Below are 14807 nucleotides of genomic sequence, written 5' to 3' on the forward strand. Positions count from 1 at the left end.
CTGACAGGAGGATGCGATGCGCGACGCCGTCATCGTGCACGCCGTACGGACCCCGATAGGCAAAGGCAAGCCCAGCGGCGCACTGGCCGGGATCCATCCGGTGGAACTGCTCGCCCATACCCTGCGCGCGCTGGTGGAGCGCAGCGGGGTGGACCCCGCCCTGGTCGACGACGTGATCGGCGGCTGCGTCGACCAGGTCGGCGAGCAGGCCATGAACATCACCCGCTACGCCTGGCTGTCGGCCGGGTTCCCCGACTCGGTGCCCGCCGTCACCGTGGACCGCCAGTGCGGCTCCTCCCAGCAGGCCGTCCACTTCGCCGCGCAGGGTGTCATCTCCGGCGCCTACGACCTGGTCGTCGCCTGCGGTGTGGAGTCGATGAGCCGGGTCCCGATGGGGTCCAACGTCCTTGCGGGGACCGACCCCTTCGGTCCCGGGATCGCCGAGCGCTTCCCCGAAGGGCTCCTCCCGCAGGGCATCAGCGCCGAGCTGATCGCGGCCAAGTGGTCGCTCACCCGCGAGCAGATGGACGCCTTCTCCGCCGGCTCCCACGCCAAGGCCGCCGCGGCGGACTTCTCCGAGGAGATCGCACCCATCGGCGGGCATGCCACGGACGAGTCGGTGCGGCCCGGCACATCGGTGGAGATCCTCGCCGGCCTGAAGCCCGCCTTCTTCCGCCCCGCCTACGCCGAGCGCTTCCCGCAGATCGACTGGTCGGTCACCGCGGGCAACTCCAGCCCGATCAATGACGGCGCGGCGGCCGTACTGATCACCACCAGTGAGACGGCCGCCCGCCTCGGCCTGCGCCCGCTGGCCAGGCTGCACTCCTTCGCCGTCACCGGTTCCGACCCGCTGCTCATGCTCACCGGCGTCATCCCCGCCACCGAGAAAGTCCTGCGCCGCGCCGGGCTGAGTCTGGACGACATCGACCTGTTCGAGGTCAACGAGGCCTTCGCCAGCGTCGTGCTGGCCTGGCTGCAGGAGACCGGCGCCGATCCCGGCAAGGTCAACGTCAACGGCGGCGCCATCGCCCTGGGACATCCCCTCGGCGCCAGTGGCGCGCGCATCACGACCACGCTGGTCAGCGCCATGCGGCAGCGCGGGGCCCGTTACGCCCTGCAGACCATGTGCGAGGCGGGTGGCCTGGCCAACGCCGTCATCCTGGAAAGCGTCTCCTGAGGCCGGCCCGCCGGCCGTCCCCGAGGAGAGGCCGCCCGGGCTCGTGCGTGCCGCCGCGGCGTGCGGCCGTACCCCCCTCACCCGGTGCGGGCCGTACGGGCCGGGCACACTTGATCCCATGACCATCCTGCACCTGGCCCTCACCGCGGACTGGGACGCCGCCCGAGCGGTGGGGGAGTACCGCATCTCCACCCTCGGCCGCACCCTCGAGCAAGAAGGCTTCATCCACGCCTGCGCCGACCGGGTCCAGCTCGACGGCGTCGTCCACCGTTTCTACCGCGGTGTCACCGAGCCGCTGACCCTCCTGAGCGTCGATCCCACCGGACTCGACGTGCGCTACGAGGCCCCGGCCGGACCGGGCGGGCCCGGGCGGGAGGGGGCGGGAGGGGAGGTCTTCCCGCACGTCTACGGGCCGATCCCCGTCTCCGCCGTGATCTCCGCCGTCCCGTTCGGCCTCGCTGCCGTCCTGGGGAAATTTCCAGGCACCGGGTAGTTCGCGCGGAACACGTTGTGCGGGTCACGGGCCCGCTTGATCTCCCGCAGTCGCGCGAGTGCGCTGCCGGAGAAGGCCTTCGCCGCCGTGTCGCCGGGGGACAGCACGGTGTACGGCTTGCGGCCGCTGATGTAGGCCCCCAGGTCGGCCACGACCTCGGCCTGCTTGGCGCGCGTCGCCTCGGCCGCGTGCGGCAGGCCGAGGCCCAGCAGACCGAGCAGGTACGGCTCGGCCACCGCACCGCTCGCACCGGCCCCGCCGCCCGGCTCGGCGAGCGCCCCGCCCAGGTGCCTGATCTGCATGTTGATGAGCGGTTCGACCGGCTTGGCCAGCAGGAGCTCCACCGCGTCCGCGTCCAGGCCGGTGAGCAACTCCGCACGAGCGACGGATGGGGCCGGATCGGTGGGCTCGGCGGCGATGTCGCCCAGGTCGGCAACCGGGACGACGCCGCGGTTGTCGGAGATCGCGCCCTCGATCTTGCCGATGCGCGCCAGCAGGTCCTCCCCCTGAGCCGCCTCACCCAGGTAGGCCAGATCCAGCGTCACCATCGGCGGCGCGCCGGGTGGCTGGAGCCGGTTGATCCAGACACTGAGTTCACGCGGCGCCTCGGCGGTGATCTCCAGGAACGCGTCGTACACCTCCCTGGTCCGGTGCTCCGGCCAGATCACGCGCCCGCCGTACAGGGCCGGCGCGGGATACAGCTCCAGTTCGAGGGCGGTCACCACCGCGAAGTCCCCGCCACCGCCGCGCAGCGCCCAGAACAGCTCGGGGTCGGACTCGGCGGTCACCCGGCCCGGCTCGCCATCGGCGTCCACGATGTCGATGGCCTGCACGCTGTCGGAGGCGAAGCCGTACTTGCGGCTGAACCAGCCGACCCCGCCGCCCAGGGTGTAGCCGGTCACGCTGACCCCCGGCGCGCTGCCGGCCAGGCCGGTCAGGCCCAGCGGACCGGCCGCCGCCAGCACCTGCCCCCACTTCGCGCCCGCGCCCACCCGGACCACGCGCTCCTGCGCGCGTATCTCCACCTCGTTCAGCAGGCCGGTGCGCAACAGGATCAGGCCTTCCACATCACCCGAGGCGCCATGCCCGCTCGGCTGCGCGGTCACCGTCATACCCGCCCGCCGCGCGTAACGCACGAGCGCCGCCACGTCATCGGCATCCGCGGCCTCCGCCACGGCCGCCACCGGCTGCCTGACAGTCAGGTTCCACGCGGTGGCCGCCTGTTCAAAGCCGTCGTCGTCGGCCAGGAGCACGCGCCCCTTGAGGACACCGCGCAGATCGTTGGTCGTCATCGTCGTCTCCCTTTTCGAGTTCTCAGAAAATGCGGAGGAATACGTGTTCTCGGACCCCTTCGGGGCGTAGACGTCAGGCGGGCTGCCCGGCCGGCGCCGGGGCGGCGGCCTCCTGGGCCTTGCCGGTCTCGCGGAGGATCAGCAGGCCCGTGACCGCGATCAGCGCCGAGGTCAGCCCGTGGACGCCGAACGCGGCGGCCGTGGAGCCGTGGTGGGCCAGGACGATAGCCATGTCGCCGAACGGGGCGACGGCCACCATCAGCAGGACCCAGCCCAGGGCGCGGCGGTGGCCCGTCACCAGCAGGACGCCCATGGCCAGGCCCATCGCGATTTCGCGGCTGCCCTTCACGTTGAGGAAGCCGCCGCCGTCGCCGGAGGGCCAGGTCGGCAGGCCGAAGCCCGGCGCCTGCGTTGCGGGGATCAGGATGAAGGACGTCCCGAGGTAGAGAGTGAACAGGACCACGGCGGTGGCCAGGACGGTGTTGACGTTCTTCAGCGACATGGTTCTTCTCCTCGTGACGTTCAGACTGGGCAGGGTTCATCGGTTGCGACGTGTTCAGGCTGCTCCCGGGTGTTTGGAGGGGATTTGGAGTCGACTTGGAACGTCCACGTAAAATGTGCGGATCATGGTCTTCATCCGGGTGCTGGGCTCTTTCGGGGCCGAGGTCGGCGGCGAGCCCGTTCCCCTGGGCGGGCCGCGGCAACGGGGCGTGCTGGCGTTGCTGGTGGCGGCGCGCGGGCAGGTCGTGCCGGTCGACCGGATGATCGAGGACCTGTGGCGCGGGGAGCCGCCCGCGCGAGCGCTGATGTCCTTGCAGGCGTACGTGTCCAACCTGCGCCGGCTGCTGGAGCCCGGACGTCCGCCGCGCACGCCGGCCCGGCTGCTGGTGAGCGCGGCGCCCGGCTACGCGCTGCGGCTGCCGCCGGAGTCGGTGGACGCGTGGCGGTTCGAGGACCTGCTCGACCAAGCCCGTACGGACACCGACCCGCGCCTCGCCCAGGCTCGGCTCGCCGAGGCGCTGGGGCTGTGGCAGGGACCGGCGTTCGCCGAGGTCGCCGACGAGCCGTGGGCCGCCGCCGAGACCGCCCGGCTGAACGAGCTGCGCCTGGTCGCCACCGAACTGCACGCCGCGGCGGGTCTGCGAATCGGCGACCCCGCCGCGGTGGTTCCCGAGGCCGAGCGGCTCACCCGCGACGAGCCCCTGCGCGAGGAAGGCTGGCGGCTGCACGCCCTGGCACTGTGGAGCAGCGGCCGCCAAGCCGACGCGCTGGCGACGCTCCGCCGCGCCCGCGGCATCCTCGCCGAGGAGCTCGGGCTCGACCCTGGCCCGGACCTGACGGCGTTGGAGGAGGCGATCCTCACCCAACGCACGGACGTCATGCGCGAGACCGTGCCACTGCCACTGCCACTGCCACCGCCCCCGCCGGCCGCACCGCGGCCGGCTCCGATCGTGCAGGCGCCGTTCGTCGGACGCGAGGCACAGCTGTCGGCACTGGTCACGGCCGCCACCACGGCCGCCACCGACGGCATCCGCATCGCCCTTGTCACCGGCGAGGCCGGGCTCGGCAAGTCGACGCTGCTGGAACACCTCGGCAGGCGGCTCGAACGTGACGGGTGGCTGGTCGCCGTCGGCCACTGCCCCGAGGTCGACAGCGCGCCACCCGCGTGGGCCTGGACTGAGGTGCTCAGAGCCGCCGCCGCGACCAGGTCCCCGGGCGAGTTCGCAGGCGACCTCGCGCCGCTGCTCACCGACACCGGACCGGCGGACGACGACGCCACCGCCGGACGGTTCCGGCTGCGCCGAGCCGTGTGGAAGTGGCTCGCGGCGGTCGCCGCGGAACGCCCGGTCGCCGTCGTGCTGGACGACCTGCACTGGGCGGACGCCGCCACCCTGGAGCTGCTCGGCGGCGGCCTCGGCATACGGGCCCCGATCCTGGTCGTCGCCGCGTACCGCGCGGACGAGAGCGGGCACCTCACCGAAACGCTGGCCTCCGTCGCGCGCGCCACGCCCCTCCGCCTGGCACTGCCGGGGCTGAACGACGAGGCCGTCGCGGAGCTCGTACGGACCGAATGCGAGGCCGACGAGGAGACCATCGCAAGGATCGCCGAGCGCACCGGCGGCAACCCGTTCTACGTGCGCGAAAGCGCCCGGCTGCTGAACGGCGAAGGCGCGCTGGTCGCCCTCTCGGAGGTCCCCGAAGGCGTACGGGACGTCCTGCGCCGCCGGCTCGCGCGCCTGCCCGAAGGAGGCGTGTCCGTCCTCCGGCTGGCCGCGGTCGCAGGCCGGGAAAGCTCAGTGGACGTCCTCGTCAAGGCCGCCGACACCGACGAGGACGGCGTGATGGACGCGCTGGACGCGGGCGTCATCGCCGGGCTCCTCGACGAGCCCGGCCCAGGCCTCATCCGCTTCGTCCACGCCCTCGTCAGGGACACGCTCGTCGCTGACCTCAGCAGATTGCGTGCCACCCGGATGCACGCCCGGATCGCCGCCGCTCTTGAGGGAACCGACGACATCGCGGCGCTGGCCCACCACCACACGCGTGCCGGCTCACCGAAGGCCGTCGGCTACTGCGTCCAGGCCGCCGAGCTTGCCGAGGCCCGCTACGCCCACGACGTGGCGGCCGACCTCCTCACCGACGCCGTCACCAACTCGACCGGACCGGGCGAACGGGTCGAACTGCTCGGCAGGCTGCTGCGCGCGCAGATCCGGGCGGGAGCCGTCGGGGCCGCCCGCGAGACACGCCGTGAAGCCGTGGAGTACGCAGAGTCCCTGGGCCGCGACGACCTGATGATCGCCGCATTCACCGCGTGGACAGAGCCGACCGCCTGGCAGGCCCGCACGTACGGCACGGTGGACCGGCCCATCGTCGACCGCCTGAGCCGCCTGCTGAAGCGTGACCTGCCCCCTTCGGCGCGGTCCCGGCTCCTGACGGCGTACGCGCACGAACTGGTCGGCGAGGACGACCCGACGGTCGTGGAGGCAGCGCAGGAGGCACTCGACCTCGCCACCGAACCCCGGCTGCGGGCCGCGGCACTCGAGATCCTGGCGGGAGTCCACGGCGACGCCGAGCTCTGCCGGGAGCTCGTGGAGATCGGCACCGAGCACGACCTGCCGGTCTACCGCGTCACCGGGCTGCTCAACCGTGCCGGCGTCGCCGCCGCCGCCAACGACCCGGTGACCGTGCACCGGGTGGCCACCGAGGCGCTGGACCTCGCGCGCACCTACCGAATGCGCGAGGCGATCGCCGCCGCCGAGATCACGCTGGCGACCCTGTCGCTCATCGAAGGCCGATCGGCCGACGCCGAACTCCTCTACATCAAGGCCGACGAGGGCATGCGGCGCGCCGGATCGGTGCACACGGGCTTTCTCCAACTCGCCCTGGCCACGATCCGGCTGAACGACGGCACGCTCGGTGCGCACCTGGACGACGTGCGCGCCCTCCACGCGGCGCTCGGCCCCATGGCCTCCGACCTGCTCGCGCTCGCCCTCCACGCCAACGGCCTGGACGCCGAAGCCCGCGAGGTCCGCCTGTCAGCCAGCCCGATCCGCCCTGACTTCTTCTTCACCTTCCTCACAACGTTGCGCGCGATGGCCATCGTCGCCTTGAACGACCGCGACGCCGCCGAGGAGATCTACGCGACGCTGCTTCCGCACCGCAACGCCCCCCCGGCGGGTGCAACGAGCCTGTCGTTGGCGCTGCGCCCGGTCGCCCACACCCTCGGCGATCTGGCCGTCCTCCTCGGCCGCACCGACGAGGCCGCCGCCCACTTCACCCAGGCCGCCACCATCGCCGACCAATGGAACGCGCCCCACTGGGCCGCCGAGGCCCGGTTGCGGACGGCCAGGGCGGGCCCAGCGCGGCCGAAGCCGTCGATCACTTCCTCGCCTGCCCCGCCACCGCCACGACCCGCGCCGGCTGCGCCGCGACACCGGCCCACCTGAGGACGCGGCTGTCCCACCCGACCGCGTGCAGCCTCGCCCGGACCGGGGTGCCGCCGGGCGGCGTGCAGAGACCGTCCGGCGTCTACACGCACAACGTCCGCTGGATCCGCCGCGCCGCGAAGGCCAGCCCCGCCGCCCCCATCACCACCAGATACGCCGCATGCCCCAGCAGCCCCCAGCCGAGTTCGCCGATGGCCAGCCCCCGCACCAGCTCCACCGCGTGGAACAGCGGCGTCACCGCCACCACGACCTCGAACGCGGCCGGGTAGTCCTGCACCGGGGAGAACGTCCCCGAGAACAGGAACAGTGCGAACTGCCCGGTCGTCAGCATGTCGAAGTCCTGCCAGCCGCGCATCAGCGTGCTGATGGCCATCCCGACCCCGCCGAACGCCACCCCCACCAGCAACGTCGCAGGAAAGGCCGCCAGCGCCCAGCCCGGCGACGTCAGGCCCAGCGCCACCATCACCACCAGGAACGCCCCCGTGTAGACCGAGCTGCGTACCAGCGCCCACGCCAGCTCGCCCACCGCGATCTCGAACGGCTTCACCGGCGTCGCCAGGACCGCCTCGAAGGTCTTGGAGTACTTCATCTTGAAGAAGAAGTTGAACGTGGTCTCCGCCAGCGCCCCGGACATCGCCGACACCGCCAGCATCGCCGGGGCGACGAACTCGGCGTACTCGACCACCCGGCCGCTCGGCAGCCTCAGCTCGCCGACCAGCGCGCCCACCCCGACGCCGATCGACAGAAGGTACAGCACCGGCTCGAAGAAGCCCGACACCAGCACCAGCCAGTAGGAGGGCCCGCTGCGCAACGCCCCCACATTGCGGTTGATCACCGCGCCCACCCGGGAGGGAGAGATCCGGGCGGCCAGCATCGTGGTAACCATGCCCTCAGTCCTGAAGTCGCTTACGGAAGGCGGAGACCGCCCAGAGCAGTCCCGCCGCGGCGAACGCCAGCAGGTATCCCACATGGACCGCCGCCGGCCACGGGGGAGCCACTCCGATCGTCGCCGCACGGCTCAGCTCCACCCCGTGCCAGAGCGGGGACAGATAGGCCAGCGGGCGCAGGGCCTCCGGCAGCTGCTCCACTGGGAAGAACACCCCCGCGAACAGTGTCGAGGGGATCATGACGAACCGGAACAGCAGCGCGAAGTAGCTGTCTTGGTCGATGCTCGCCGCGAACGCCGTCACCGGCGCCGCCGCCGCGACCGCGACCAGTGCCGCGATCAGCGGCGTCACCACCGCCCACGGCGAGCGCAACGCCCCGAACAGGCCTGTGATCCCCAGGAACACCACGGCGGCGATCTCCACCCGGAACAGGATGTACAACATCCATCCGGCCACCATGTCCCTGATCTCGACCGGGGTCGCGCGCATCGCGTGGTAGGCGCGCACCCACTTGAAGTCGCCCAGCACCGAGTAGGTCGATTCGCCGATGGCCATCTGGAACGCCGTCGAGGCCATCACCCCCGGCACGATCCAGACCAGGTAGTCCTCTCCTTCGATGTCGCCGATGTAACCTCCCACCCCGATCCCGATGCTCACCAGGAACAGCACCGGCAGGATGAAGGAGGAGAACACCGAGGCCCGCCACAGCCGCCGGTACAGATGAAGGTGCCGCTCCAGCACGGCCACCGTCGGATGGGCCATCGTCAGTCCACCAGCGTCCGGCCGGTCAGCTGCAGGAACACGTCCTCCAGCGACGACCTGCGCACCAGCACGCTCGACGGGGTCAGCCCCCGCCGGTGCACCTCCGCGACCGCGGCGTCCCCGTCGTCGGCGTACAGCAGGATGCGGTCGGGCAACGGGTCGATCCGCCCGATCCCCTCGAGCTTGCCGGCGTAGTCGACCCCGTCGGCGAAGCGCAGCTCCACCACCTCGGGCGTGGAGTATGTCTCGATCAGCGACCGCGGCGACCCCTCGGCCACGATCCGCCCGCCGTCCATCACCACCAGCCGGTCGCACAACTGCTCGGCCTCGTCCATGTAGTGCGTCGTCAGCACCAGCGTCGTGCCCCGCTGCTTGAGCCGGAACAACCGCTCCCACAACAGGTGGCGCGCCTGCGGGTCCAGCCCGGTCGTCGGCTCGTCCAGCAGCACCAGATCCGGGTCGTTCACCAGCGCCCGCGCGATCGTCAAGCGCCGCTTCATCCCGCCCGACAGGGGTTCCACCGCGCTGGAGGCCTTCTCCTGCAACTGCGCGAAATCCAGCAGCTCGTCGGCCCGGCTGCGCGCCTGCGCCTTCGACAGCCCGAAGTACCGGGCGTAGGTCGTCAGGTTCTCCCGCACGCTCAGGTCGGGATCCAGGTTGTCGAGCTGCGGGCACACCCCCAGCCGCGCCCGGATGCGCGATCCGTCCCGCGCCGGGTCCAGGCCCAGGATGCGCAGCTCACCGCCTGTCGGCAGGGAGACGCAACTGATCATGCGCATCGTCGAGGACTTCCCGGCGCCGTTGGGCCCCAGGAAACCGAACGCCTCGCCGGGCGCCACCTCCAGGTCGATGCCGTCGACGGCGGTGAAGTCACCGAACCGCTTGACCAGACCGCGGGCGTAGATGAGGGGTTGTTCAGACACGCCCGCGACCGTAACAGAGCCGTCCGACAATCCCGCAAGCGATTTATCGCCGTGTTATCGCCGTACGGGGGAGCGGTTCACGGCCGCTTTCCGTCCGGCGCGGGACCTGTCACGCCGGTTGCCCGAGTCGGGGCCGCTCCAGGCGGCGTCGGCCTGGGCCCGGCGCTTCCTGCGCCGGCCGAGCAACCAGCCCACACCCAGCAGGGCCAGACCCAGGGGAGTGCGCGACAACCACCGGACCACCACGACTTTGAAGAAGTTCTTCATGCGGCGTCCACTGCCCGGGGCCAAGCGGTCCATGCCCGGAAGGAGTCTCTCGTGCCGGCAGGCCGACACAGCGCATTTATAAATCTACATTGTAAAGGCGATAGGTTTGGACAAAACACATAAAACAGACAAGCCCAAAGACAATCAATCACCCAGCCGGTCAATCACCCCATACACCGGATTGGCCCTCGCCGCCTGCCGCACCTCACGAGCCGTCGACGCCACATACGCCTGACCCGTGACGATCGAGGAATGCCCCAGCAACTCCATCAGCTCATGCGCCGAAGCACCACGCTCCGCCAACCGCGTCGCGAACTCATGCCGCAACGCGTGCACCAGCGTGCCCCGCTGGACCCGATCGTGCACCCCGGCATGGCGATAACACTGCCGGACCAGATACTGCAGCCCGCCCCGCCGCAACGGCTCATTGCCGTTGTCGACCAGCAACGCCGCCGAACGGGGGAGCGAAGCCAGGCCGAACCGCGAAAGACGACTGTCCAGATAACGCTCGACAAGCCGCTCGATCGGCGGCTCGATCGGCAGCGAACGCGTCTTGCCGCCCTTACCGACAACCTGGACACGCCGGTCACCGGGGGAGCCGCCGATCGACCCCACCGTCAAACCCAGCAACTCCGCCGAACGCATACCGGTGACCAGCGCCAACGCCAGGACGAGGAGATCCCGCTCGACCCACGGATCCCGCGCCCTGCGCGCGCCCTCCGCGATCCGCTCCAGCAACGTCGCCGAGGCACTGCCGTCCCCCAGAAGCGGCTTCGGAGCCTTGGCGGGCTGACGCGGCCGGGGGACCGCCGCCATCGGATTACCCTCCAGCAACCCCTCGGCGACACAGAAAGTGAGGAACTGGTTCCAGGCACTCCACGCCCGGTTGACGCTCGCCGCCGAGCGCGGACCGGAGAAGCCGGCGAACGCCGTACGCACGACACGCCCCGTGAGACGGCGCACCTCCACATCGGCCACCGGCACACCCGCCTCCCGGGCGACGATCTCGGTGACCGCCCGCAGGTCACGCTCATAGCCCGCCACGGTGTGCCCGGACAGCTTCTTGGTGCGCAGCGACGCGAGGAACTCCTGTATCGCCTCAGGCACGCGCATGAGCACCAGCGGGTCACGATCCACGGCGACCTCCCACGGGGGGTAGACGGCGCCCCCGCAGGGACGCAGGCGGCACATACGCCGGATTATCGGCCAAAAGTCGCGCAGCGCGGCCCCGGCACGCCGTACAACCTCAGCGCCCACCCGCATCACAGCCACCGAGCCCGCCCCACCGGCCATCCCGGAACGCGGGGGAGCCGACCCGACACCGGCCGCAGCCCTCAGCAGCGAAACGACGACGCCAGCCGGGTGAGCTCGGCCGACATCGAGGCCAGCTCCGCGGCGGCCGAACGGGTCTGCTCCGTGACCTCGCCGGCATGCCCGGCGGCGTCACGGACATTGGTGATCGCGGCAGCGATAGCCGTAGCGCTCCGCGACACCTCGTCGGCACCACCGGCCATGGCGCTGGTGACGGCGGTCTGCTCCTCCACCGCAGCAGCGATCACACCCTGGTGAGAGGCGATCGACTCGATGATCGCACCGATGCCCGCCACGGTCCCCACGGCGCGTTCCGTACTGACCTGAATATCGCCGATCCGCCCGGTGATCTCGTCGGTCGCCTTCGCGGTGGCCTGCGCCAGCTCCTTGACCTCACCGGCAACGATGGCGAACCCGCGACCGGCCTCACCCGCCCGGGCCGCCTCGATCGTGGCGTTGAGCGCCAGCAGATTGGTCTGCGAGGCGATGGCGGTGATGGCACGCACCACCTCACCGATGCGGCGGCTGGACTCCCGCAGCCGATCGACGTCCGCAACGGCCTGGCCGGTGCTCGTCACCGCCTCGGCGGCCGCCGTCGAGACCGCGGCGGTGTTCACACTGATCTCCCCGATCGCGCCGTGCATCTCCTCGGTGGCCGCGGCGATCCCGGTGAGGTCGTGAGACGAACGCTGAACGGAGCGGTAGACCGTCTCCAGCTCGGCCGCCGTCCGCCCGACCGAACCGGACATCGCGTCGCTGCCGCTCTCCAGCCTGGCGGCGGCCCCCTCGAGCCGGTCAGCGGTCTCCCGCATGCCCCGGATGGTCCCGCCCACCTGGGAGGTCATGGTGTTGAACGACCGGGCCAGCAGCGCCAGCTCATCCTTACCCATGATCTCCATACGCTGCGTCATGTCGCCCTCAGCGGCCGCCATCGCCACCTTCGCGGCGTGCCTGAGACCTTTGACGACGGTCAGCTGCACCGACAGCTGCAGGTACACAGCGATCGGGACCAGCACGACCGGCAGCCAGAACGCGACCCGGGAGAAGGACTCCAGCCCATCCCGGGCAGGTGCCCCGACCGGCAGCGACGCGGCCGCCTCATCGGCCGCACCACCGCCCATCACGCTCAGCGTGACGAGACCGCCGATATAGCCGAGCAGCACGACGAGATTGCGAACCTTCGCCGGGATCCGTTCCACGAACCGGTGCATGACAGGCCCTCCTATGCTTCCGACGATCCATCGGCGCGCCCGGCGGGCAGCTGAACCCCCGACGAGAACGATTCGGCAAAACCACCGAGACCCCGACCGGTCACCTCTCCTGCGCTCGATCGGTGACAGGTCAGGAACCGGGCCAGGCGAACCGGTGGGTGTGGATGCCGAAGTAGGTGAACGCCTCGGCCCGGGTGACCCCCGGCACCCGCTTGATGTGGTCGTTGAGCACGGCCAGCAGCTCACCGGGCTCCTCGCACACCACCTCCACGAACATGTCGAACGAACCCGAGGTGAGCACCACGTAGATGACGCCCGGCAGCTCACCGACGCGGTCGGCCACGGCGTGCACGTCGCTGTCGACGCGCACGCCGATGAGGGCCATGACCGGCAGGCCGAGCGCCATCGGATCGGTCACCCCGACGATCTGCACGACGCCCTCCTCGCGCAGCCGCTGCACGCGCTGCCGTACGGCGGGCGCCGACAGCCCGGTCACCTCGGCCAGCGCGGTGTAGGAGATCCGGCCGTCCCGCTGCAGCTCGCGCAGCACGATCCGGTCGATCTCGTCCAGGCCGGCCGGCGTGCCGCCCCGCGCAGGCCGCTCGCGTGCCCCGCTCACCCGGCCAGTTCCCTCACCGCGTCTGCGAACGCCTCGTTGTGCCGGTCCACGTCGGCGGCGGTGGTGGCCGGGCACATCAGCGCCATGTTGTGGAACGGCGTCAGCAGCACGCCCCGATTGGCCAGGTAGACGTGCAGGTAGTCATCGAGATCGGGATCGGCCGCGGCGTTGGACTCGCCACCGTTGCGAGGAGCGGGGCTGGTGAAACGGTACTCCGCGCGCGCCCCGAGCCGGACGACCGACCACGGCAGGGCGTGCGCGTCGACGACCTTGAGCACGCCCTCGGTGAAGCGGACCGCCAGCCCCTCCATGGCGGCGAAGGCCTCGTCGGTGAGCACATACTCCAGGGTGGCGCGCATCGCGGCGATCGAAAGCGCATTGCCGGCGAGCGTGCCCCCGACGCCCCCCATGTCGACCAGGTCCAGGCCGCTCATGCCCTCGACGCGGGCCGCCACCTCCGCTGACAGCCCGTACCCGCCGCTCGGGATGCCGCCGCCGACGGCCTTGCCGATCGTCACGACGTCGGGCTCCAGCCTCCAGGCGCGCGTGCACCCTCCGGGACCGGCCGAGAACGTGTGCGTCTCATCGTTGATCAGCAGCGAGCCGTACCGGCGGGTCAGCTCGCGAACCCCCTCGAGGTAGCCCGGCCGGGGCAACACGATGCCGATGTTGGTCAGGGCGGGCTCCATCAGGACCGCCGCCACGTCGCCGTGGGCCAGCTCCCGCTCCAGAGAGGCCAGGTCGTTGAACTCCACCACCCGGGAGGTGAGCGTCGGATCGACGGGAGCCCCCACGTTGCCCTCACGCGCCACCGCCCGCCCGTCCGGCCCGACGACCAGGAGGACCTCGTCGACGCTGCCGTGGTAGCAGTAGCTGTTGACGAGGATTCTGGGCCGGCCGGTGACGGCCCGGGCCAGGCGGATGGCCCACCGGTTGGCGTCGGTCGCGGTCAGCGAGAAGCTCCAGTACGGCACGCCGAAGCGGCGGCCGAGCTCGGCGCCGACCCAGGCCGCGTCCTCGGTGGGCATCATCACCGTCGCACCGCCGCGGCGCGCGAAGCGCTCGGTGACCGCCTCGACCGTGGGCGCGGGGGAGTGCCCAGCCATGGCGCCGGTGTCGCCCAGGCACAGGTCGACATACTCATGGCCGTCCACGTCGACGACCCTGGCGCCCCGGGCCTCGGACAGGTAGAGGGGGAAACCCGCGGCGGTCTTGTTCATCCACGTCATCGGCACGCCTCCGAACAGGTGGGCGCGCGCCTGCTCGTAAGCCGCTGCCGAGCGGGGGTTGCGCTCGCGGAAGTCGCGGCGTTCACGCTCGAGGAGCTGAGCCAGACGACTACGGTCGATCATTGTTTCCGCCTAAGAAAAAAATGTGAGTGCCCGTAATCCTGATGGAATATAAAGCCAAGCTACAGCAGCACGCAAGATTCTTCACAGGAGGCCGGGGGAGGAGGCCCGCCACAGGGAAGGCCGCGGATGCGGGTCCGCCGGCAGCGGGCCAGAGCGGGCCGAGTCGGAGACGGCAGAGCGGACGGCTCGCGGTGGAGCGCTGTGGGCATCACTGTGGGCATCGTCGCCGAAGCCCGAAGCCCGAAGCCCGAAGCCCGAAGCCCGAAGCCTGAGGCCGCGACGTCGACGTCATGATGCCTGACGCGGCGCGCTGCGACGATCGGACGGCTCCTCGGTGGCCTCTCGCCCGGTGGCCCCGCACCCGATGGGGCGGGGGTGCGTCCGGTCTCGCTTGTGCGGCTGCGGCGGGTCCGCCTGGGGCGTGAGGGGAGGACATCACAAGTGATGCATAAGTGATGCATAAGTGCGATTATGCATCACTTACGTCAGAGAAGGGGCCGGCACGCCCGGAACCCCGCCGACCTCCGTACGGCGAGCACGTCTGTCTTGCCGCACGCTCGCCGCACTAC

The 14807-nt window shown here is 71.2% G+C and carries 13 protein-coding genes; 3 read left to right on the top strand and 10 right to left on the bottom strand.

Annotated features, from left to right (window positions below; translation table 11 throughout):
* Window positions 1-16 precede the first annotated feature (16 nt).
* Both HS041_RS29890 and HS041_RS29895 read left to right on the top strand, forming a co-directional pair.
* Window positions 17-1177 (top strand): thiolase family protein, encoded by a 1161-nt coding sequence (locus tag HS041_RS29890; protein WP_196444159.1) that lies wholly within the window; start codon window positions 17-19, stop codon window positions 1175-1177.
* 118 nt (window positions 1178-1295) lie between these two features.
* Complete coding sequence (locus tag HS041_RS29895; RefSeq protein WP_196444160.1) at window positions 1296-1670, top strand: DUF952 domain-containing protein; 375 nt, start codon at window positions 1296-1298, stop codon at window positions 1668-1670.
* Here HS041_RS29895 and HS041_RS29900 read toward each other — a convergent pair.
* Window positions 1583-2962 carry an FAD-binding oxidoreductase gene (locus tag HS041_RS29900; protein ID WP_230879856.1) on the bottom strand — a complete coding sequence of 460 codons (1380 nt, stop codon included), beginning with the start codon at window positions 2960-2962 and terminating at the stop codon, window positions 1583-1585. The genes HS041_RS29895 and HS041_RS29900 overlap by 88 nt on opposite strands.
* 73 nt (window positions 2963-3035) lie before the next feature.
* Entirely contained in the window at window positions 3036-3464 is a 429-nt protein-coding gene (locus HS041_RS29905; RefSeq protein WP_196444161.1) for a DUF4267 domain-containing protein, read from the bottom strand.
* Between the two features lie 124 nt (window positions 3465-3588).
* Here HS041_RS29905 and HS041_RS29910 point away from each other — a divergent pair, with 124 nt between their 5' ends.
* Window positions 3589-6906, top strand: coding sequence for an ATP-binding protein (locus HS041_RS29910; RefSeq protein WP_230879857.1), 3318 nt, complete (start codon window positions 3589-3591; stop codon window positions 6904-6906).
* Between the two features lie 82 nt (window positions 6907-6988).
* On the opposite strand, the gene HS041_RS29915 is transcribed toward HS041_RS29910, so the two are convergent.
* The 8 genes from HS041_RS29915 to HS041_RS29950 all read right to left on the bottom strand — a co-directional run bounded on the left by HS041_RS29915 (window position 6989) and on the right by HS041_RS29950 (window position 14238).
* Window positions 6989-7792 carry an ABC transporter permease gene (locus HS041_RS29915; RefSeq protein WP_196444162.1) on the bottom strand — a complete coding sequence of 268 codons (804 nt, stop codon included), beginning with the start codon at window positions 7790-7792 and terminating at the stop codon, window positions 6989-6991.
* Between the two features lie 4 nt (window positions 7793-7796).
* Window positions 7797-8555, bottom strand: a complete 759-nt coding sequence (locus HS041_RS29920; protein ID WP_196444163.1) for an ABC transporter permease — start codon at window positions 8553-8555, stop codon at window positions 7797-7799.
* 2 nt (window positions 8556-8557) lie between these two features.
* Window positions 8558-9478 carry an ABC transporter ATP-binding protein gene (locus HS041_RS29925; RefSeq protein ID WP_196444164.1) on the bottom strand — a complete coding sequence of 307 codons (921 nt, stop codon included), beginning with the start codon at window positions 9476-9478 and terminating at the stop codon, window positions 8558-8560.
* Between the two features lie 54 nt (window positions 9479-9532).
* Window positions 9533-9745: a DUF6203 family protein gene (locus tag HS041_RS29930; RefSeq protein ID WP_196444165.1), complete on the bottom strand. Its 213-nt coding sequence runs from the start codon at window positions 9743-9745 to the stop codon at window positions 9533-9535.
* Window positions 9746-9889: 144 nt separating this feature from the next.
* Window positions 9890-10858, bottom strand: a complete 969-nt coding sequence (locus HS041_RS29935; RefSeq protein WP_196444381.1) for a tyrosine-type recombinase/integrase — start codon at window positions 10856-10858, stop codon at window positions 9890-9892.
* 221 nt (window positions 10859-11079) lie between these two features.
* The gene (locus HS041_RS29940; RefSeq protein WP_196444166.1) at window positions 11080-12267 is read right to left on the bottom strand and encodes a methyl-accepting chemotaxis protein; all 1188 of its coding nucleotides are present in this window, start codon (window positions 12265-12267) and stop codon (window positions 11080-11082) included.
* A gap of 130 nt (window positions 12268-12397) precedes the next feature.
* A complete protein-coding gene (locus HS041_RS29945) occupies window positions 12398-12886 on the bottom strand; it encodes an Lrp/AsnC family transcriptional regulator (protein ID WP_196444167.1) in 489 nt (162 codons plus the stop codon).
* Window positions 12883-14238 (bottom strand): transaminase, encoded by a 1356-nt coding sequence (locus HS041_RS29950; RefSeq protein WP_196444168.1) that lies wholly within the window; start codon window positions 14236-14238, stop codon window positions 12883-12885. Before HS041_RS29950 ends, HS041_RS29945 begins: the two co-directional genes overlap by 4 nt.
* Between the last annotated feature and the right edge of the window lie 569 nt (window positions 14239-14807).

Origin of the sequence: Planomonospora sp. ID67723 (genome assembly GCF_015711605.1) — a bacterium.
Taxonomy (GTDB): domain Bacteria; phylum Actinomycetota; class Actinomycetes; order Streptosporangiales; family Streptosporangiaceae; genus Planomonospora_A.